17 protein-coding genes are annotated in these 20,034 nt (G+C 39.2%); 7 read left to right on the forward strand and 10 right to left on the reverse strand.

Annotated elements, in window-relative coordinates; all coding sequences use genetic code 11:
* Window positions 1-90: 90 nt before the first annotated feature.
* Together rcbX and ACM03V_RS02635 are read right to left on the reverse strand one after the other, a co-directional pair.
* Window positions 91-495 (reverse strand): RuBisCO chaperone RbcX, encoded by a 405-nt coding sequence (rcbX, locus tag ACM03V_RS02630; protein ID WP_414619203.1) that lies wholly within the window; start codon window positions 493-495, stop codon window positions 91-93.
* A 103-nt stretch (window positions 496-598) separates the two neighbouring features.
* Complete coding sequence (locus ACM03V_RS02635) at window positions 599-2,029, reverse strand: form I ribulose bisphosphate carboxylase large subunit (protein ID WP_414619204.1); 1,431 nt, start codon at window positions 2,027-2,029, stop codon at window positions 599-601.
* Between the two features lie 608 nt (window positions 2,030-2,637).
* Between ACM03V_RS02635 and ACM03V_RS02640 the strand changes: the two genes are divergently transcribed.
* The 4 genes from ACM03V_RS02640 to prmA all read left to right on the forward strand — a co-directional run bounded on the left by ACM03V_RS02640 (window position 2,638) and on the right by prmA (window position 7,957).
* On the forward strand, window positions 2,638-3,717 hold the full coding sequence (locus ACM03V_RS02640; RefSeq protein ID WP_414619205.1) for a two-component regulator propeller domain-containing protein: 1,080 nt from the start codon (window positions 2,638-2,640) through the stop codon (window positions 3,715-3,717).
* Between the two features lie 91 nt (window positions 3,718-3,808).
* Window positions 3,809-4,576 carry a 3-methyl-2-oxobutanoate hydroxymethyltransferase gene (gene panB, locus ACM03V_RS02645; RefSeq protein ID WP_414619206.1) on the forward strand — a complete coding sequence of 256 codons (768 nt, stop codon included), beginning with the start codon at window positions 3,809-3,811 and terminating at the stop codon, window positions 4,574-4,576.
* Window positions 4,577-5,253: 677 nt separating this feature from the next.
* Window positions 5,254-6,834: a phosphoglycerate dehydrogenase gene (gene serA / locus ACM03V_RS02650; protein ID WP_414619207.1), complete on the forward strand. Its 1,581-nt coding sequence runs from the start codon at window positions 5,254-5,256 to the stop codon at window positions 6,832-6,834.
* A gap of 202 nt (window positions 6,835-7,036) precedes the next feature.
* Window positions 7,037-7,957 carry a 50S ribosomal protein L11 methyltransferase gene (prmA, locus tag ACM03V_RS02655; RefSeq protein ID WP_414619208.1) on the forward strand — a complete coding sequence of 307 codons (921 nt, stop codon included), beginning with the start codon at window positions 7,037-7,039 and terminating at the stop codon, window positions 7,955-7,957.
* 776 nt (window positions 7,958-8,733) lie between these two features.
* Here prmA and trxA read toward each other — a convergent pair.
* Complete coding sequence (trxA, locus tag ACM03V_RS02660; RefSeq protein ID WP_414619209.1) at window positions 8,734-9,051, reverse strand: thioredoxin; 318 nt, start codon at window positions 9,049-9,051, stop codon at window positions 8,734-8,736.
* Between the two features lie 133 nt (window positions 9,052-9,184).
* On the opposite strand from trxA, the gene fabG reads away from it, so the two are divergent.
* Window positions 9,185-9,949: a 3-oxoacyl-[acyl-carrier-protein] reductase gene (gene fabG / locus ACM03V_RS02665; protein ID WP_414619210.1), complete on the forward strand. Its 765-nt coding sequence runs from the start codon at window positions 9,185-9,187 to the stop codon at window positions 9,947-9,949.
* Window positions 9,950-10,139: 190 nt separating this feature from the next.
* Here the strand turns inward: fabG and ACM03V_RS02670 are convergent, their stop codons facing one another.
* Both ACM03V_RS02670 and ACM03V_RS02675 read right to left on the reverse strand, forming a co-directional pair.
* Window positions 10,140-11,099: a stage II sporulation protein M gene (locus ACM03V_RS02670; protein WP_414619211.1), complete on the reverse strand. Its 960-nt coding sequence runs from the start codon at window positions 11,097-11,099 to the stop codon at window positions 10,140-10,142.
* Window positions 11,100-11,377: 278 nt separating this feature from the next.
* On the reverse strand, window positions 11,378-12,175 hold the full coding sequence (locus ACM03V_RS02675; protein ID WP_414619212.1) for a DUF1868 domain-containing protein: 798 nt from the start codon (window positions 12,173-12,175) through the stop codon (window positions 11,378-11,380).
* Window positions 12,176-12,388: 213 nt separating this feature from the next.
* On the opposite strand from ACM03V_RS02675, the gene holA reads away from it, so the two are divergent.
* Window positions 12,389-13,381: a DNA polymerase III subunit delta gene (gene holA / locus ACM03V_RS02680; RefSeq protein WP_414619213.1), complete on the forward strand. Its 993-nt coding sequence runs from the start codon at window positions 12,389-12,391 to the stop codon at window positions 13,379-13,381.
* A 114-nt stretch (window positions 13,382-13,495) separates the two neighbouring features.
* On the forward strand, window positions 13,496-13,975 hold the full coding sequence (locus ACM03V_RS02685) for a DUF4168 domain-containing protein (RefSeq protein WP_414619214.1): 480 nt from the start codon (window positions 13,496-13,498) through the stop codon (window positions 13,973-13,975).
* 235 nt (window positions 13,976-14,210) lie between these two features.
* Here ACM03V_RS02685 and ACM03V_RS02690 read toward each other — a convergent pair whose 3' ends face one another.
* The 5 genes from ACM03V_RS02690 to ACM03V_RS02710 all read right to left on the reverse strand — a co-directional run bounded on the left by ACM03V_RS02690 (window position 14,211) and on the right by ACM03V_RS02710 (window position 20,017).
* Window positions 14,211-14,786: a LuxR C-terminal-related transcriptional regulator gene (locus ACM03V_RS02690; protein WP_414619215.1), complete on the reverse strand. Its 576-nt coding sequence runs from the start codon at window positions 14,784-14,786 to the stop codon at window positions 14,211-14,213.
* A 369-nt stretch (window positions 14,787-15,155) separates the two neighbouring features.
* Window positions 15,156-16,814 (reverse strand): alpha-amylase family glycosyl hydrolase, encoded by a 1,659-nt coding sequence (locus ACM03V_RS02695; protein WP_414619216.1) that lies wholly within the window; start codon window positions 16,812-16,814, stop codon window positions 15,156-15,158.
* Window positions 16,815-17,442: 628 nt separating this feature from the next.
* Complete coding sequence (locus ACM03V_RS02700; RefSeq protein ID WP_414619217.1) at window positions 17,443-18,342, reverse strand: glycosyltransferase family 4 protein; 900 nt, start codon at window positions 18,340-18,342, stop codon at window positions 17,443-17,445.
* A gap of 45 nt (window positions 18,343-18,387) precedes the next feature.
* The gene (locus ACM03V_RS02705) at window positions 18,388-18,639 is read right to left on the reverse strand and encodes a hypothetical protein (protein ID WP_414619218.1); all 252 of its coding nucleotides are present in this window, start codon (window positions 18,637-18,639) and stop codon (window positions 18,388-18,390) included.
* A gap of 34 nt (window positions 18,640-18,673) precedes the next feature.
* The gene (locus tag ACM03V_RS02710) at window positions 18,674-20,017 is read right to left on the reverse strand and encodes an oligosaccharide flippase family protein (RefSeq protein ID WP_414619219.1); all 1,344 of its coding nucleotides are present in this window, start codon (window positions 20,015-20,017) and stop codon (window positions 18,674-18,676) included.
* Window positions 20,018-20,034: the final 17 nt, after the last annotated feature.

Consider the following 20,034-nt stretch of genomic DNA (forward strand, 5'->3'; position numbering starts at 1 on the left):
TTAGTTGTTAGTTGTTAGTTGTTAGTTGTTAGTTGTTAGTTGTTAGTTGTTAGTTAAAACTCCTAACTGCTAATTCATAACTCATAACTCCTAACTGTTTTCGTCCGAGCTACTATCTGATGTTGGTTGTTCTTCTGGAGTGCTGGGGTTCGATAAATCTAATTGCGTAATCCGCTCAAGATGCTGACGACGATGTTCCATGTTGGCTTGGATAATTCCAGTGCTAACCATTTCCGGCAAAAATTCAGTCATTTCTTCCGCTAAGTGCTGCCTGACTGTCATTATCCGTAAAGCTAATTCGGGCTTTTCTAGGAATAATTGCTCAATATACGCTTCCCCATTCTGGATTCTTTCTTTTGTGGAAAAGCGATGCAGCCAAGCCGCAACATAAGGATTCGTTTCATTAATTTGAGCCGACACCGTTCTAACTGCCTGATATGTCAAGTAGCTTTGCAGCATCTTGGCTGTGTCTTTAGCAATTTGTTTTATATCCATACTTGAACCCAGCCCATAATAGTTATGAGTTATAAGTTTTGAGTTTTAAATTAAAGAGATTTTAAACTTAAAACCCAAAACAAAACACTCACAACTAATACATTTAGACGGTATCCATTGCCTCGAACTCGAACTTGATTTCTTTCCAAAGTTCGCAAGCTGCTGCTAGTTCGGGGGACCACTTACAAGCTTCGCGAATAATATCGTTACCTTCGCGAGCCAAGCTACGTCCTTCGTTACGTGCTTGAACGCAAGCTTCTAATGCAACGCGGTTTGCAGTCGCACCAGGAGCGTTACCCCAAGGGTGTCCTAATGTACCACCACCAAACTGTAGTACCGAGTCATCGCCGAAGATTTCTAATAGTGCGGGCATATGCCATACGTGAATACCACCAGAAGCAACAGCCATTACTCCGGGCATGGAAGCCCAATCTTGAGTAAAGTAAATACCGCGAGACTTATCTTGCTCAACGTAGTTTTCACGTAATAGGTCAACAAAACCCATTGTGATACCGCGTTCACCTTCAAGTTTACCAACCACAGTACCAGTGTGAATGTGGTCGCCACCAGACATTCTCAAGCACTTAGCCAATACGCGGAAGTGAATACCGTGGTTCTTTTGACGGTCGATTACTGCGTGCATTGCTCTGTGAATGTGCAGTAACAAACCGTTGTCGCGACACCAGTGAGCCAAGGTAGTGTTAGCGGTGAAACCTGCGGTGAGGTAGTCATGCATTACGATGGGCATCTTTAACTCTTTCGCATACTCAGCCCGCTTGAGCATTTCTTCGCAAGTAGGAGCGGTTACGTTAAGGTAGTGACCTTTAATTTCGCCGGTTTCTGCTTGTGCTTTATAGATAGCATCAGCAACGAAGGTAAAGCGATCGCGCCATCTTTGGAAAGGTGCGGAGTTAATGTTTTCGTCGTCTTTGGTGAAGTCCAAACCACCGCGCAAACATTCGTATACAGCGCGTCCGTAGTTCTTAGCGGATAAACCTAACTTAGGCTTAATGGTACAACCCAACAAAGGACGACCATACTTGTTCAACTTATCGCGCTCTACCTGGATACCGTGAGGAGGCCCTTGGAATGTCTTAAGGTAAGCTACAGGAATACGTAAATCTTCCAAACGTAGCGCACGCAAAGCTTTGAAACCAAAAACGTTACCTACAATCGAGGTCAAAACGTTGGTAACAGAACCTTCTTCAAACAAATCCAGAGGATAAGCTACATAACAGATGTACTGATTATCTTCACCGCGAACTGGCTCGATATCGTAACAACGACCTTTGTAGCGGTCTAGGTCGGTGAGCAAGTCAGTCCATACTGTTGTCCAAGTACCTGTAGAAGATTCAGCAGCTACAGCAGCACCAGCTTCTTCTGGGGGAACTCCGGGTTGAGGAGTCATCCGGAAAGCCGCCAAAAGGTCTGTATCTTTTGGAGTGTAGTCGGGGGTGTAATAAGTTAATCTATAATCTTTTACCCCAGCTTCATACCCTGATTTAGACTGAGTTCTCGTTTGAGAGTAAGACATATTTATCCAATCCTAAAAGTCTATCTTTTTGCTTACAAATTGCACTACAGCAGAAATTTAAATCAAATAAATCCCTTCCTTTTTACAGGAAAGATAATTGATTTCTTTTGTTAGAGCTTGCGTATAAAAAGCGGGATTTTTGTTTACCAAAACAAAGAAAACCTTGTCGAGTCCCGATTTTTCGAGCTTCCCTTAATTCTTTGTCCCCTTTTCCAACTCCAAGCGAATCAAAAAAACTTTCTTTATCTGTTTTTCCTACTCCTCTAAACTTTCACCCGCTTACCAATTACGATATGGGCGAAAGCCAAAACTGCGTACTACGCAATCTGTAGCCTGTCTCACAATATATCAAGAATTTGAATCGTTATTATTTGAATCTTTTTAACTTTTATATTTGAATTTCTTATCACTCAATCTTTTTAACATTATATTAAGAAGTCTTTACAGAATGGTCGTTATAATAAATAGATTTTTTGGCGATTGGGCATGGGAAAAGATGGGGAAGAGGGGGAGATTGAAAGTAGCGAGTAACTGATTACTGCTCACTGTTAACTGTTAACTGCCAAAAGGGAACACTGTAATTAGTTGTTTTCGTAGAATTTATCATTGTGGTGTTTATTCGTTCTCGCAGTAGTTTAATAATTTGTTCAATACTAGGTTTAGTGGCTGTTTCGGGTTTTGGCGATCGCGTTTTGGCTCAAAAACTTCTTAACGTCGATCCAGAGGAAGTAACCCCGGCTTATCCTGCTTCACCACCACCACCGCGACGCGAGCCTTTACCAAACCAAAGACGACAAATAGAAAATATTGAAGAAACCGATTTTCGCGTCAAAGCTTTACAGCCAGATTACACGGGGAATCTTTGGGTAGGTTACGGACGTGGTTTGACGCGGATTAATCCCAATACGGGGGAAATTTTAGCTCGTGTTAGTTTACCAAATCGTGCTATTGATGCAATGGTGCAAGATAAAGTTGGGCGCTTGTGGGTTGGCAGCTATGAGGGATTGAAGCGAGTAGATCCCCGCAGTAATGAAATTACAGCCCAGAATTTATTTTTACCTTCCAAAAGAGTATTATCTTTACAAGTTGATCGACGCGGTTATGTTTGGGCGGGTACGGATAACGGTTTGGCTTTGATTAGTCCCGATGAAGGATTAATTATGACTACCTTGAAAAAGCTTCCCGGTGTCAGTGCAAATGCCATGACTTTAGACGCTCAAGGGCATCTTTGGGTTGGTACTTTAGATGGCTTAGTGCGAGTCAACACCGCTAAAGCTACTGTGATGCAGCATATTCAAGAGTTGCCAGGTACAACCGTTCAAACATTAGCTATTGACTCTTTAGGATTAATTTGGGCAGGAACACCGAATAACTTACTAGTTATCAACCCAAAGACTGGTGCAATATTACGTTCTGTAACGCGCTTACGTGGAAAGAATGTTACATCTATAAGTTTTGCTAATGATAAGAGCGTTTGGGTTGGTACCGATAACGGGCTGATGCGATTAAATCCCTATACCGGAGCCGTATTAGATCAAGTAGCCGGACTTCCTTCCAGTAGAATTATTTCCATAGCTCCCGACGTTGGCAATAAACTATGGATTGGTACCAGCGAAGGTTTAGCTTGGTTAATGCCCAAAATGGAAAGAGCCAAGCCGCATTTGGCTTTTACTCGCGCAGTGCAATAATTGATGGGGAGATGGGGGGACAAGGGGACAAGGAGAGAAATAACCAACTCCTAACTCCTAACTCCTAACTCCTAACTCCTAACTAATTGAAATGTCTATTACTATCCAAAAGTTAATTCAATACAAACAACAACAGCGTCCGATTGTGGTGTTGACTGCTTGGGATTATTTAATTGCTCAATTATTGGATGATAGTGGAGTAGATTTAATTTTGGTTGGCGATTCGATGGCTGTGGCTTTGGGTTATCAAAATACTCTACCGATTTCTTTGTCAGAAATGATATACCATGCTAAAGCTGTCAGACGCGGAGTTAAACAAGCTTTGATGGTAGTCGATCTACCATTTATGACTTATCAAGAAAGTGTTGCACAAGCCATGCATTCGGCGGGTAGGGTATTAAAAGAAACGGGAGCTACGGCTGTAAAGTTGGAAGGCGGATATCCAGAAATGGTAGATACCGTTGCTCGTTTGGTACGTGCGGGAATTCCGGTAATGGGGCACGTTGGTTTAACTCCACAGTCAGTAAATCAAATTGGTTTGCGGCAACAAGGTAAAACCCAAGAAGCACGCAACGAAATTTTGCAAGAGGCGATCGCCTTGGAACAAGCGGGTGTATTTTCGATAGTTTTAGAGCATATTCCCGCAGATTTAGCATTAGAAATTACTCAAAAAATTAACATTCCGACTATTGGTATTGGCGCGGGTTCTGATTGCGACGGACAGGTTTTAGTTACTTCCGATTTGCTGGGACTTTCGGAAAAACAGCCGCCATTCGCCAAAGTTTATACAAATTTACGCCAGACAATTACTCAAGCGGTAGGGGAGTTTAGTCAGGAAGTTAGGGAAGGGAAGTTTTGAACAGTGAACAGTGAACAGTTAGGAGTGAGGAGTGAGGAGTTAGGAGTTGATAATATAGTAATTCTGAGCTATTTGAAAAAAATTAAACTTATTCATAGTGCGAGCATCTTGCTCGCTTATAAGTAAGTTCCCATAAAAAAATACAGCTATGTAAGAAAACGTAAATAAATTTCAAAACCTGATTAATTATTACTTATTACTTATTTTTACTGCCTACTCTCCACTGCCCACTCCCTTATTATGATAATTTTCCAATTTTTCCAAATTAATTTTTACAAGTATCTAAGTTTAAATTTATACGATAAATTATTATTTTTAATTTAATGCAGCACTGCAACTTAATTAATGCAGTAAATACTGTTACATCAAGCAACTTTTGCACTATTTTTCGCTTTCTGAATTTTTTATTTTTTTATAATAAGTAGATGAATTGTAAACGCTATTCATGTTATTTGTGGATTATATATTCCCTTTTCCAACGGCATACTTGGCTGATGATGAAAAACGCCACATGGAGCCGGTGGAAGTCTCTGCTAAGCGTCATAGTATAGTTTGGCGTGTCCAGAACATGGGATGATATTAAAAATAGTAATTTGTATACGAATCGCCATATTGTTGGCATTCAAGACCTACAGTTCCCCCCTACAAAAATAAGTAAGCTTTAAGATATTTCTGTTATGTCTAAGGTTCTAGTTTCCGATTCAGTTGACCAAGCAGGGATTGACATCCTTTCCCAAGTTGCTAGTGTCGATGTCAAATTAAATTTAAAACCGGAAGAATTACAGCAAATCATTGGTGAATATGATGCGTTGATGATTCGTTCGGGTACTCGCGTTACTCAAGAAGTTATCGAAGCAGCTACAAATCTTAAAATTATCGGTCGTGCTGGTGTTGGTGTTGATAATGTAGACGTACCCGCAGCTACTCGCCGAGGAATTGTAGTAGTAAATTCCCCTGAAGGTAATACCATTGCCGCAGCCGAACACGCTTTAGCAATGATGATGGCGATGTCTCGCAATATCGCTGATGCAAATGCTTCGGTGAAAAAAGGCGAGTGGAACCGCAAAACTTTTGTCGGTGCTGAGGTTTATAAAAAAACTTTAGGAATTGTCGGTTTAGGTAAAATTGGTTCTCACGTTGCTAGCGTTGCCAGAGCAATGGGAATGAAATTACTGGCTTTCGATCCTTTTATTTCCAATGAAAGAGCCGAACAAATGGGCGTTCAGTTGGTAGATATGGATTTATTGGTTAAGCAAGCCGATTACATTACCCTGCATATTCCTAAAACTCCAGAAACTACTCATTTAATCAACGCCGAAATGTTGGCGAAGATGAAGCCTAACGCTCGCATTATCAACTGCGCTCGCGGTGGAATCATCGATGAGGATGCTTTGGCAGCAGCCCTCAAGGAAGGTAAAATCAAAGGCGCGGCATTGGATGTTTACGAATCCGAACCTTTGGGTGAATCTCCTTTAAAAGCTTTAGGAAAAGAAGTTGTTCTAACACCGCATTTGGGAGCATCGACTGCTGAAGCACAGATAAACGTAGCCATTGACGTAGCCGAACAAATCCGCGATGTACTATTAGGATTGCCAGCACGCTCTGCGGTAAACATTCCCGGACTCAATCCTAATGTCTTGGAAGAACTTAAGCCTTATATGGAGCTAGCAGAAACATTAGGTAACTTAGTCGGACAGCTTGCTGGTGGTAGAGTAGAAGTACTTAACGTCAGCCTGCAAGGAGAACTCGCAACTAACAAAAGTCAGCCTTTAGTTATCGCTTCTATCAAAGGATTGCTTTACCAAGCTTTGCGCGAAAGAGTAAATTACGTTAATGCCAACATTGAAGCCAAAGAAAGAGGAATCCGCGTCATTGAAACACGGGATGATTCAGTTAAAGATTACGCCGGTTCGCTGCATTTAGAAGCTACAGGTAACTTAGGAACTCATTCTGTAACGGGTGCTTTGTTGGGTGGTGGAGAAATTAGGATTACCAGCCTTGATAATTTTCCCATCAACGTACCACCAAATCGTTATATGCTATTTACCGTACACCGCGATATGCCCGGAATTATCGGTAAAATCGGTTCTTTACTCGGTAGCTTTAACGTTAATATTGCCAGTATGCAGGTAGGACGTAAAATTGTTCGCGGTGATGCAGTAATGGTGATAAGTATAGATGACCCATTACCGGACGGAATCTTGAAAGAAATTACCAAAGTACCCGGCATTCGAGATGCATATACGGTAACGCTTTAATCAATTTTGGATTTTGGATTTTGGATTTTGGATTATTGCTATTAGTAAGTTTTTTATTGCCATATCAATAGTTATTAATGGCAGTTAATAATTAGTTACCAGCTTTTTCCCACAATCTAAAATCTAAAATCTGTCTTGGAAACTTTCATGGGAAGAACATCTCCCCCATGAAGTTTCCGCAAAATCTAAAATCTAAAATGTGATGGCAAAAACTTGGTGGGAATTACAAATTCTATGCTCTCCAGAGATTGAAGATTCTGTCTTTTGGCGACTTGAGCAATTTGGCTGTCGGGGAACTGCCAGTCAGAAAAAAGGTAACGTTATTTCAGTACAGGCTTATTTACCGCAATCTCAAGCTCATCTATTGGACTTAGCTGCTTTATCACTGTGGCTGCGTCAAGATTCTCTTTGCTTTGAAACTTCCTTACCTTCCTTGCAGTGGAGGTTAATTGATGAAGAAGATTGGTCGAGTAGCTGGAAACAACATTGGGAACCTCAAGAAATTGGCGATCGCTTTTTAATTAATCCTTCTTGGATACCGGCTCCGGAGAGTACGGAACGCATAATTTTAAAGCTCGATCCCGGTGTCGCTTTTGGTACTGGCGCTCATGCGACAACTCAGCTTTGTTTGGAATCATTGGAAATGCGCTTCAGCGATATTCCAGAATCTTTTGTTGGTTCTCACGAGAAGAAACATGATGTGGTAATTGCCGACATTGGCTGTGGTTCGGGTATCCTTTCTATCGGAGCATTACTATTAGGAGCCAAAAAAGCCTACGCAGTAGATACCGATTCATTAGCAGTAGGTGCAACTACAGAAAACCGCGAAATCAACGGAATTGCTACCGAATGTTTGACAGTAGCGCAGGGTAGCGTAGAAACAATGCAGCAATTGGTTACGGAACCAGTAGATGGTATTGTCTGCAATATTTTAGCTGACATCATAATAGAAATACTTCCTGGTATGAGCGCCATTGTTAAGCCTACGACGTGGGGTATTTTCAGCGGTATTTTATTGGAACAATCCAACGCTGTCACTGAGGTTTTAGAGAAAAACGGCTGGGTAGTTGCGACTTTGTGGAAGCGGAAAGAATGGTGTTGTTTGAATGTGAGAAGACAGTGAGCAGTTAGCAGTTATCAATAAATCTATAAATGCTTCATTCTTGTAGGGTGTGTTACTAGGCTGTTGACTTTGATAAAATTTCCGCGTGCTTCGTTCATACAAGTTTTATGCCGGTAGCAACCATAATCTTTCTCCCTCACCCCGCCCTGAAGGGCACCCCTCTCCCAAACTTGGGAGAGGGGAAAGGGGAGAGGGCAATATCTTGAACACCAACACGTTTTTTGCATGAATTTTTATGCTTAAAAAATGTACAGAGTCAACAGCCTAGTGTGTTACGGCTCGACAAAATATCTTTTAAACTACCAATTATCATAATGCCGTAACGCACCATCAATCACCAATTACCAATCAAAGCTTATACAACTCAACCATTTATGGCCGATCGCGCTTTTGCCCCGCAGAAAGATTATCTGCTGAAGGATTGGCGCTTCTTTTATAAATAACTATCTTATTTTTCAAGCCAAGATGACGCAAATAACCTGCTGCTTCTTCACCTCGTTGTCTACCGATTTGCTTACTAAACTCTGACTCGCCAAAGTTAGATTAAATTATAAATTAGGGGCACTGTGCGCGGTTACGGTAGGGAACAGGGAACAGTTATTTAACTCAGCAGTGGTTAGAGTAAAAAACAAAACCCGGCTTTGTTAAAAACCGAGTTTATCGCATCCCATCTGTTCCCCCTTCGGGTATCTCCTCCGGAGACGCTGAGCTAAAGCCACTTTTCTCTTACTGCGGGAGACGACCCACGAGAAGTGGTCTTACCGTTCCCCGTTGCCTTACATAAACTGTTGTAAGTGCTGAACTAACTGCGGCGCTTGCATTACACCTTCAATTTTGTCTACTGGCTTACCTTCTTTAAACAATACCAACGTAGGTAGAGCATAAATTTCATATTGAGAAGCTAATGCAGGATATTTCTCGGTATCAATTTTAACAACTCGTATTTTTCCCTGGAGTTGAGAATTAACTTGGTCTAAAATTGGTGCCATCATTTGGCAAGGTCCGCACCAGTCAGCGTAAAAATCGACCAGAACTGGTACATCAGCACCAGATAACATTTCCTCAAAGCTGTTGAATTCTTTTTTAGTAGACATATAAAGAAGCCCGTTTTTCTAATGACAGCAGTTTTATGGTAGTGCCTAAAACAAAATTGGCGTAAATCCGATGTACGAATCAGCCTATTATATTTAGCGGGTTGAAATGATGAAATTATATTGAGGAAAACTAATGGAACTGTTGCCAGAAAATTTGCAGAGTTTGCGCGAACAGGTTGCCGTTATAACTGGTGCTTCGCGGGGAATTGGCAAGGCGATCGCACAAGAATTAGCTTCATTAGGGGCAAGCGTAGTTGTTAATTATGCAAATTCCAGTCAAGCTGCCGAAGAATTAGTCTCTGAGATTACCGCAGCCGGAGGAAATGCAGTTGCTCTGCAAGCAGATGTTTCAAAAGAGGAAGAAGTTGATAATCTGCTTAAAACAGTTTTAGAAAAATTTAATAAGATTGATATTTTAGTTAACAATGCCGGAATTACTCGCGATACTTTGCTTTTGCGGATGAAGCCAGAAGATTGGCAAGCTGTAATAAATCTTAATTTAACAGGAGTCTATTTGTGTACTCGTGCTGTTAGTAAAGGAATGTTGAAACAGCGTTCTGGAAGGATTATTAATATTGCTTCAGTAGCCGGACAAATGGGCAATCCTGGGCAAGCAAACTACAGTGCAGCCAAAGCGGGAGTAATTGGTTTAACTAAAACTCTAGCTAAAGAATTCGCTTCTCGCGGCATTACCGTTAATGCAGTTTCTCCAGGCTTTATCGAAACCGACATGACAAGCGAGCTTAAATCGGAAGAAATTCTCAAAGCGATTCCTTTAGGGCGTTATGGCAAGCCAGAAGAAATAGCAGGAATGGTACGTTTCCTCGCCGCAGACACCGCAGCAGCCTATATTACCGGGCAAGTCTTCAACGTCGATGGCGGAATGGTAATGGCGTGAATCAGTGAGCAGTGAACAGTGAGCAGTAACCAGTGAGAAGTGAGCAGTTAATCATAAATCCGGCGCTTTATTACCGCGCCTATACAGGCAAAACCTACCTCCGCAGGTTAAAAAATTAGTCCACGCAGGTGGACTTTGTTTGTGTAGAAGCGGTTTCAACCGCCTGCTGAGAACTGGTAACTGGTAACTGCTAACTGTTAACTGATTTCCGGCTGAAATACATTGCCAAAATTGCAAATAAACATAATCCAGTTAAATATTTAATTGGGTTGGGAATCGTTGGGTTGGAAGAGAAAAAACCTTCTATAATACCGGCAATAATTAACATCGGTACGATACCAAATACCAATTGTATCGCTTGAGAACCATGAAGCTTTATCGCATCGAAACGGCGATATTTGACGGGAAAAAATATTGCTTTACTAATTAATAATCCCGCACCTCCAGCAAGAAGGATAGCGGGTAATTCTAAGGAACCATGTGGAAACACAAACGCCCAAAAAGGATAAGCTAAATTATTTTGACCGACTAAAGTTGCAACAGCACCAATTAATAAGCCATTAAATACCATTATATAAATGGTGAATGCTCCGGCAGTAATTCCACCTGCAACGGCACCCAAAGATACTTTCAAATTGTTAATTGTAATCCCAGGGCATACCAGAGGTTCAACACCTACAATCGAACCCGTCCACAATTCACCATCTTCACGAACTTTAGAAATAATTCTTGATGGTACTACTCGCGACATAAAACTTGGCTCTTGCCAAATACACAACCAAGCGATTAATACCCCTGTCAAAAATAAAGCAGTAGCCAAAGCAATATAAGGAAAAGTCTGCTGTACTATTGCAGGTAAACCCCAACGATAGAATTTTACGACTCCCAAATATTCTTGCCGTCGCGAACCTTTATCAATTTGCTTATAGGCACGAGTTTTTAAAGTATATAAATTTTGTACCAGAGGGTTGCTTAAATTTTGAGTACGAGCGCGTGCTAAATCTGTAACTACAGAACGATACAAACTTGCTAATTCCCCAACTTCGTTTGCTTGGAGAGACTTCAAACCTTTTTTTTCTATTCTTCTCAACAAGAAATCCAAACGTTGCCAATTTAGTTCTCGTCTTGCAATCCAACGTTGAATATTCATAGCTCATACTCGGTGACTCATTAAGAGCGAAGTGCTATCCATTAAATGCATTAATTTCTAGATTATCTTTTAGCAAACAAATCAATCAAGTAGGGAGTAGGGAGTAGGGAGTAGGGAGTAGGGAGTGGGGAGTTAGGAGTTAGGAGTTAGGAGTTAGGAATTAGGAGTTGGGGGTTGGGGGTTGGGGATTATTAAGGTTGAAGGTTAAAGGTTAAACTTCTCCTTGTCTCCTTGTCTCCCCATCCCCCAATCTCCCCATCCCCCCATCTCCCTACTCCTTAGTTACTAAAAACCAAAACCGGGGAGTCTGATTCTCGGTAAAAACGAGTCATGTCGTCGAATTTACGGAGTTCGGCGCGATGCACTGTTAGAGTAGGTAAATCTTCAGTCCATTTTTGATTTAGAGAAGAAAGCGTGGTGGCGAAATTGTCGCGGTTTAAATCGGGCGGAATCTCGCTGAAATAACCTAACGTTATGTGTGCCGTGAAATTGTACTGCTGCTCAATTCCCAATGCCATTAGCTTTGGATTTTGATAAATTGCCCGACGGAAGTTAACAATTTGCTCGTAGCTATCTTTATTCTCAGGTACCAAACAAACCGCTACAGCCCTTGGCATAAGCATTAATCCCAGCATTTGCCATCTTGGAGGATTGTCGGCAATCGCAGATTTTTGATACTGTTGAAAAATATCGCTAAAGCATAATTGTAATTGTGCTTCAAAATCTGGATTAGTTTCGGCTGCGTCGCGATAGGCATTCTCCCAAATTAAATCCGCTAAAGTCAAATGAAAGCTATCGCGAGGTACCGGAATAATAAAATCCGAACCCATCGGTAAGTGTAAAATTTCCTGTTGATAATCCTGCAATTTTGAGTAAAAAGCCGAATTTTTGGAATCTTCTTCCCCAGGAGGCGGGGTAATTAACGTATATCCAGGGAAAGATACAGCCTTTCTTTCTTTTCCTGGATTTAATACAAATTTAGAAGATTCCTTCAGATGCTGAACCCCAGAGGTGTAAGCTTCCGGTAGCGTCATACGCGCCACTCGGTTCATATAAGTTTGATAATTATCGTCCAACCTTGATATTCTCCCGCGCTCATTGGATAAATTGTAGGCAAAATCACTCAATTTAACCAAAATAAATAAGAGTTAGGAATTGATAGTTAGGAGTTAGGAGTTAGGAGTTAGGAGTTAGGAGTTAGGAGTTATGAATGTTTAATTTCTCCTTGTCCCCCTCTCCCCATCTCCCCCTCTCCCCATCTCCCCATCTCCCCATCTCCCCATCCCACCATGCCAATTCACATCTACTGGGGCGAAGATGATTTTGCTATGGAAAAGGCGATCGCCAATTTACGCGACGAAATTCTCGATGCGAATTGGACTTCGTTTAATTACACGACTTTTCCCCCAGATTACAAGAATGCTGCGATTGAAGCCTTAAATCAAGCGATGACACCAGCTTTCGGGGCTGGTGGACGTTTGGTATGGCTGATGAATGCTAATATCACGACTCTATCCGACGATAATGTGTTATCTGAGTTACAGCGCACTTTATCCGTAATCCCTGATAATTCTTATTTACTAATTACTAGTCCTAATAAACCAGATGAAAGACTAAAATCAACAAAATTGTTGAAAAAGTTGGCTCAATTTCGCGAATTTGGATTGATATCGCCCTGGAAAACCGATCTACTCCTTAAATCTGTAAATGATGCTGCTAAATCTTTAGGAATGAGATTAACTCCTAAATGCGCGGAATTTTTAGTTGAGGCTGTAGGTAATGATACTCGCTTACTTTATAATGAACTAGGAAAATTGCAGCTTTACTTACTCGATAGCAATCAACCATTAGATGTTGATACCGCTGCTCAATTAGTCCGAAATTCAACTCAAAATAGCCTACAATTAGCTGGTGCTATTAGAATGGGAGATACGGGCAAAGCATTAAGTTTAGTCGCTGATTTGATCGATGCTTATGAACCTTCTTTGCGAATAGTTGCCACTCTCATTGGTCAATTTCGCACTTGGTTGTGGGTTAGAATAATGATGGAAACTGGCGAACGTTCTTCACAAGCCATTGCTCAAGCTGCTGAAGTTCGCAATCATTATCGCATCAAATATTTACAGCAAGAAGTTCAGTTTCTTTCGGTGCAGCAATTAATATCCTGCTTACCCATATTGCTTGAATTAGAAGTTAATCTCAAACTTGGAGCCGCACAAACTTTAACACTCCAAACTAAAGTTATAGAACTGTGCCAAATCTGCCAAAAAAGCCGACAATGAATATATTTGTTTGATATTTGTGGGATTTTTTCGATTTTTCAAGGGAACATCTCTTGCTTGAAACAATTCAAAGTGATTAACATCTTCTTACTGTAACTAATTATCACAGAGCATATGAAGAGAATTACTCATTCTTCCAAGGAAACTAACGTCGCTCGAATGCTTTATAAGTCTTTTTTCATAGGTTCTTTAGCTGCTGTCGGTTTCTTCGCTAGCAGTATAGTTTCGAGCGCAAAAGTTGATGCTCAAGCTGCTTCATCAGTTGATGATAATGAAATAGTTAAATATTCTAGAGCCTTATTAACAATAGAGCAGAGCAGACTTCAAGCATTTGACGAAATTAAAAAGATTTCTGGGGGCAACGAAGTACCTGAGATTGTCTGTAACAAACCGCAAACTATAGATGCTTTGTCTAAAAAAGCAAGAGATATTGCTAAAAACTACTGTCAGCGCTCTCAGACAATTGTTAAAGATAGCGGGCTGAGCATTCAACGCTTTAACAACATTACGTTGAAACTACGAAATGATGACAGCTTAAAAAAGCAGATTCATAATACATTAATTCGCTTGCAAAAAAAGCCTAATTCTCAATAGATAAAACTTAAACAAAACCGTATTATTTATCGAATGAAAAAAATGGTTCCCTCGGATTCACCGGGGGATTGGAATAATTATTTTATTTAACTTATGAAAAACTCAGTAAGTAGGGAGTAGGGAGTAGTAAGTAAACTACAAATTCTTGTTCTAATCATAAAGTTAGCTGAACAAGCAGCGCTTCTATTCCATACTTACTTTTTAATAATTTCTACTCCCTACTCCCTACTCCTTTTCAAATGGGAAAAAACCTTTGCTGTTTAGCACGAATATTTTTAATATGCTTTTTAACTGTATTGACGGTAATAAAAAGCCGCTCTGCAATCTGTTTATAGCTAGATGCGGCTCGATAGAGACTCCATATTTCCGCTTCACGTTTGGTTAGATGGTATTTATAAGCTTCGGATAAAGCTACATTTTTCAAAGATTGGTAGCGATTTTCAATTGTTACCAACAAATAAGTTTGCTCTAATGATTCTAGATTGAATCGTCTTACCCGTAAACGAAAAATAAGTGACTCACTAACTATAATATCTTCCGACCATATAGTTAAATTGTCGCAGTCAAATTGATTTTGTATTAATGATTTGCAACGATTCCAAATCAGAGATGGCACAGAAGTTAAATCAAAACTGCATGGATTAATTTGACTACAAATACCTTTGGCACTGGTATTGCTGTGAATTAATTCGCCAGTTTCAGTTAAAATTAGAATACCATCTTCTAAATTTTCTAATATTTTTTGTAAAAAACATAGTTGTTCGTTAAGCTCTTCTTCTGCTTCAGTTGTTATTTGGATGGAATTATTCATATTTTTTATTAGTATATTCAAAACGGACAAAGGATATTAGTAATGACTGCAATGAGCGTGCGTCACCTAACATAAGCTAAGCTATAAAAGCAAATTTTGAAAGTTGATTCTAAGGCCTTTAGGCGTTATATTTTTTGATACAGCTTGAGTGTGATGTATTTCGGATTTTGTTCGTAGTAGCGCTGTCTAGCCTACGGCACGCCTGAAGGCGAACGCCTCATAATTCAAGATTGGAGGCGCTGTTAGCGTAGCGTGCCCGCCAGGGCATAGCGCTACTACAAACCAATAAACCCGGCTTTTTAGAAAAACCGGGTTGATGAAAAAGTGTAAGTTTTATTAAACGAAGAGAAGTCGCTTCCGCCGATGAAATTAGCCCCAAACGAATACTTTGGCCTCATTTGGGCCTAAATCGGTCATAATACCGTTATCGCCAGCTTCTACATCATAATTAGCCGTCCATTCGTGCCATTTACCAGCTTCTGGGAAATTATCAACTTGATAACCAGCCAAGAAATTTTCGGAGAAGTTAGCTACAACTACTACACGGGAACCTTGATCGTTCCAACGAGTGAATGCTAATACTTTACCTTCAGGATTTTCGTGGATAAATTCAATATTTTCTGTATACAAAGCATGATTATTTTTACGCAGGTTAATTAAACCTTTGTAATATTCAAATAATCCGCGATTTTGGTCATTTTCTAACAATCCCCATTCGATTTTAGATGATTCTTGAGTCTGGGGTTTATACTCTCCAAATTCTTGTCCCATCCACAACATCGGTACACCCACTGCTGTCATTAAAATCGCTGCTGCAAACTTTAACCGACGAAACGCTGCTTCATCTAAAATTTCGCGATCGCCCAACTCTACCATCATCCGATTATGGTCGTGGTTGGTAATATAATTGACTACATTTGTCGCACCCATGAAGCCTTGACGCTTGGGATCGATGACATCTTTAAGTTGTTCTAAATCAAATTTTTCACCAGAAATATGCTCTTTTATGCAATGATAAAAACTATCGTGCCAACAAGCATCCATCGGACCATCTGCATTGGTAATGCTGGTAGTTTCGGGAATATGTTCGGCAATATTATAAAAAGGTTTTGCACCAGCGGTTTTTTTGGCTTCATCTACTATCCAATGCATGAAATCATAGTTAGCAATTTGCCGCGCTGCATCGTAACGAATACCGTCAATATGATACTCTTCAATCCAAAAGCGTATCGTATCGCCAACAAATTTTCGTGCAGGATAAGTATCTAAATTATCATCATATTTTTCATAATTAAATTCCGGTCCCCAGTTATTATCGGGGTCGCGAGGTTCGTGGTGATACCAGTAATCGTGGTCAATTTGTGTTAAGGGAGATGATGATTCTGAATGGTTAAAAATACCATCCATCAAAACACGAATTCCTTTACCATGACATTCATCAACTAGCTTTTTTAAATCCGCAGTTTCACCATAGCTGGTTTCGGTTGCAAAGAAGTGACGCGGATTATATCCCCAGCTATAATCGCCAGGATATTCTTTAATTGGCATTAACTCAATGGCGTTAATTCCCAACTCTGTTAAATAATCTAACTTTTCAATAACGTGTTGATATTTTCCACGTGCATACTTATCATCTTCCCCACCGGAAAAGTCAGCAACGTGCAGTTCGTAAATGACTAATTCATTATCTGGAGGAAGAGGTTTATCGTCATGATGCCAAACATAAGTATCAACAATTCTTTGCCCATCTTTAACGCGGACAACTCCATTTTCATAGCCACCTAATGCATCAATATTAGTTGCGTAAGGGTCGGTTACATCTACCCATTCATCTTTTTCAAAAAACCAAGACTTTGAGCGAAGTTTAAATTTATATTTATAAACACCATCTTCTAAATCAACTTTGACGCGGAAATAGCCATCTTCGCCTTTTTCCATATCAATTGATTCCCAGTCTAAAAAGGAACCAAGTAAAGCTGCTTCTTTGTTATAAGGAGCAAAGAGCTTGAATTCAATGGGCTTTGCCATATATTTGTTTAAAACCTAAAAAGTATAGAACTAGGTTTAGGAAATGAACATACTTTGCTCTTACTGCTTTTAGCTAATAGTTTATTTATTGATAGCAATCAGCAGTTGTCGAGTAAGAAGTATTGTTTAATTACTCGTACCTTGTAATAATTATTTAGCACTTTAAGGTTTGTAAATAAATCTTTCGTCAGGAATAATTTAGGTAAATGCAGCTATTTCTCAGGAAGTATGGAACAGGGAATAGAGCAAAAAGGCGATATTAGTTATTTTTATGAGCTTTTTTGGATTAGAATCCTTGTATAGTAAATATTTTAAAGCTTTTACCGAAACTTTAGCTTTGCTTACTACCCCCTAATCCCCCTAAGTCCCTATTTCCTTTCAATTAAAATAATTGTTCAATGGGCAATCCAAACCCTAAGCTATAGCGAATAAATACAAGTAAAGCCAGAATACCGATAAAAAAGGCAGTAGTTTGAAAATCTTGAGCCAAACAAAAAAGCTTTTCGGGCCAAAGTCTGTAAAGATTAACTATCTATAAAGGTAAATCGCTGAAGCTTTAGTCTAAACTCCAGTTGAATTATGGAACCAATTTCTTCAGAAGAGATTAATTGTCTGAAATTTTCTAATATCAGACAAAGCTTTTGAGTTTGGATTGATTATACAAACCTGACGATAAAGTGCGATCGCTTAACCATTTTTGATTGACTGGTGAGTCGAATAGCCAATTTGTAATTAAATCTCCCCATTTGACGGGTATTTGTAAATGCTCCCATGAGGCTTTACTGTTGAGGGATATTCGATGGTATAACTCTTTGGAGGCAAATAATTCCTGGATGCATTGAGCGAGTAACTTTGGTTTGCGCTCTGGAAATATCATTGCATTTTGACGATGTATTAAATTGCCGCGAAACATGGGATGATCGGAAGCAATAATCGGAGTATGAGTACATAAGGATTCATAAATTGTAAATGGACATGCTTCTGGATAGTTATGCCAGCTAGGAACAACAACTGCATCAGCATCACACATTAATTCGATTACCCGTTTTTGAGATATTAGCCCTAAAAATTTGACTTGTTTGCTTATTTGCAATTCTTTTGCACGATGCTGAAATTTTTCAATCTGTCCACTACCAGCTATTTTTAAATTTATTACTTGGATATGACGGAGTTTTGCTACTGCTGTGAGAATATCACCCACACCTTTAGTATCTTTAATCAACCCTACATAAACTAAGTTTCTAGGTGATAAATTTGGTCTTAACTTCTTAACATTAAATGTTTGTGGAGTAATTGTATGAGGGAAATCCCAGGGAATAATTTTGTCAGGATTTACTCCTATTTTTTGTAAAGAATAACAAGCGTTTAATCCATGATTAGCTACCCAATCAACTTGTTGGTGATTGAATAGTTTTGCTTGATGATACTTTTTTATCCGGTACTTCCAATTGATTCGTAAAAAACAATCTGCAAATAATGCAATCATTTTCACTTGATGTTTGATTGCCCAAATAAAAATATCTGACATTGGGAAATGAATTATCAAGTGAGTGGGTTGTGATTGTTGTATAATTTATAAGATTTTACTGCTATCTCTATAGGGTTCAACTCCCGCGCCAATAACTCTTAAACCGGGTTCTATTTCTTGATTGTATGCTTCTTCCGTGTTACAACAAAGTAATATAACTTCGTCAATTTGCTTAATAATATTAGTAACAGTATCAATTACATATTTTTGAGAATTATATGTTTCAATACCTTTATTCCTTACCAGATGGAAGGTTTTCCTGTAATCGCCGCCATACTGAGCTATTAAAAGACGCATTTCTTACAGCCTATTATACAACTTTAAAAATTGATCAGACCAATTTTTCTATTGGAAATCCGAAACCTAAACTATTCCGAAGAAATAATAATAAAGCCAGAATAATAATGAAAAAGACAGTAGTTTGAACATCTTGAGCAAAGCAAAATAATTTTTCCTGCCAAAGTCCGTAAAGATTAACAATATATAAAGGTACATCGCTAAATGCAATAACGCCAATAGCACCTATTATGCCAAAGCTTTGATGTGCTATAGGTACGGCTAAGATAATGATTATGAATCGAGCAAAATTACTTTGTGCTGAATATAGAGGTTTTCCAATTGCTAAAAGTGCAGGGCTAATTGTATAAAACAACAAAGAAAACCACATTCCACAGCATAAAATAGGCATCATCCAAGTAGCTGCAATATATCTTTGGTCGTACAGCAAACTAATAATTAAATCGCCAACAGTTACTAATGCAGCTAATATTATTGCACATCCTAATAATATTAACCGTCGTTGCTTAAGAATTTTAACTCTTAAAATGCTTCTTGGTAAATCTCGCTGTTGAGAAATAGTCGGAAAAATAACTTTATAACTTAGTTGTCGAATTACTTCCTTGGGAATACTTGCTAAAGTATAAGCTATTGTATAAACACCTAATAATTTGAATGATAATAACTTAGCTAAAACCAAACGATCTGCTTGTTCGGCTGCAAACATTAATCCAGATGCAGCAAACATCCATTTACCGAAGGACAAAATTTCTTTAACTGCTTCTTTATCCCATGCGAACTTGTTAGTATAACCCGGTATTAACCAAAAGCTACTGACTAATTTGTATATACCTCCAATGGCAGTTCCAATTGCTAAAGACCAAATAGTTGGATAAAAGTAAACCAATGCAATTAAGGTACCGACAAAACTTACTTGCAATGCAAATTCGTATATTGAAATCTTACCTAATTCCATGCGTTTGTGAAGAGAATGAATGCTAGTAGAACTAAAGCCTTCAAAAACCGAAGACAGCACAGAAATCGGAATTAATATTAATAAGCGTTTGTCGTCATAGAAATATGATGCTGGATAAGTAATAAATATTACGCAAATCAGCCAAATAATTACACCACGAATTGCTTGTAAACTCCAAGCAGTATTCAAAAAAACTGGGTCGTCACCTCGTTTACTATTAACTATATTTTGAGAAATACCAATATCTGAAAATAATTCTAAACCCATTCTAAAGGTTGTAACTAAAGCCATTAAACCAAAAAACTCTGGTTGTAGCAGTCGAGTCAAAACCAAATTATTCCCAAATCTGAGAATATATTTCCCTCCAAAACCCACAGTAGTCCAAATTGCGCCACGAATGGCACGTGTTTTTAAAGAAGTCATTTGATTTTAGATTTTAG

It is taken from the genome of Calothrix sp. CCY 0018, assembly GCF_963920925.1.
Classification (GTDB): Bacteria; Cyanobacteriota; Cyanobacteriia; order Cyanobacteriales; family Nostocaceae; genus Rivularia.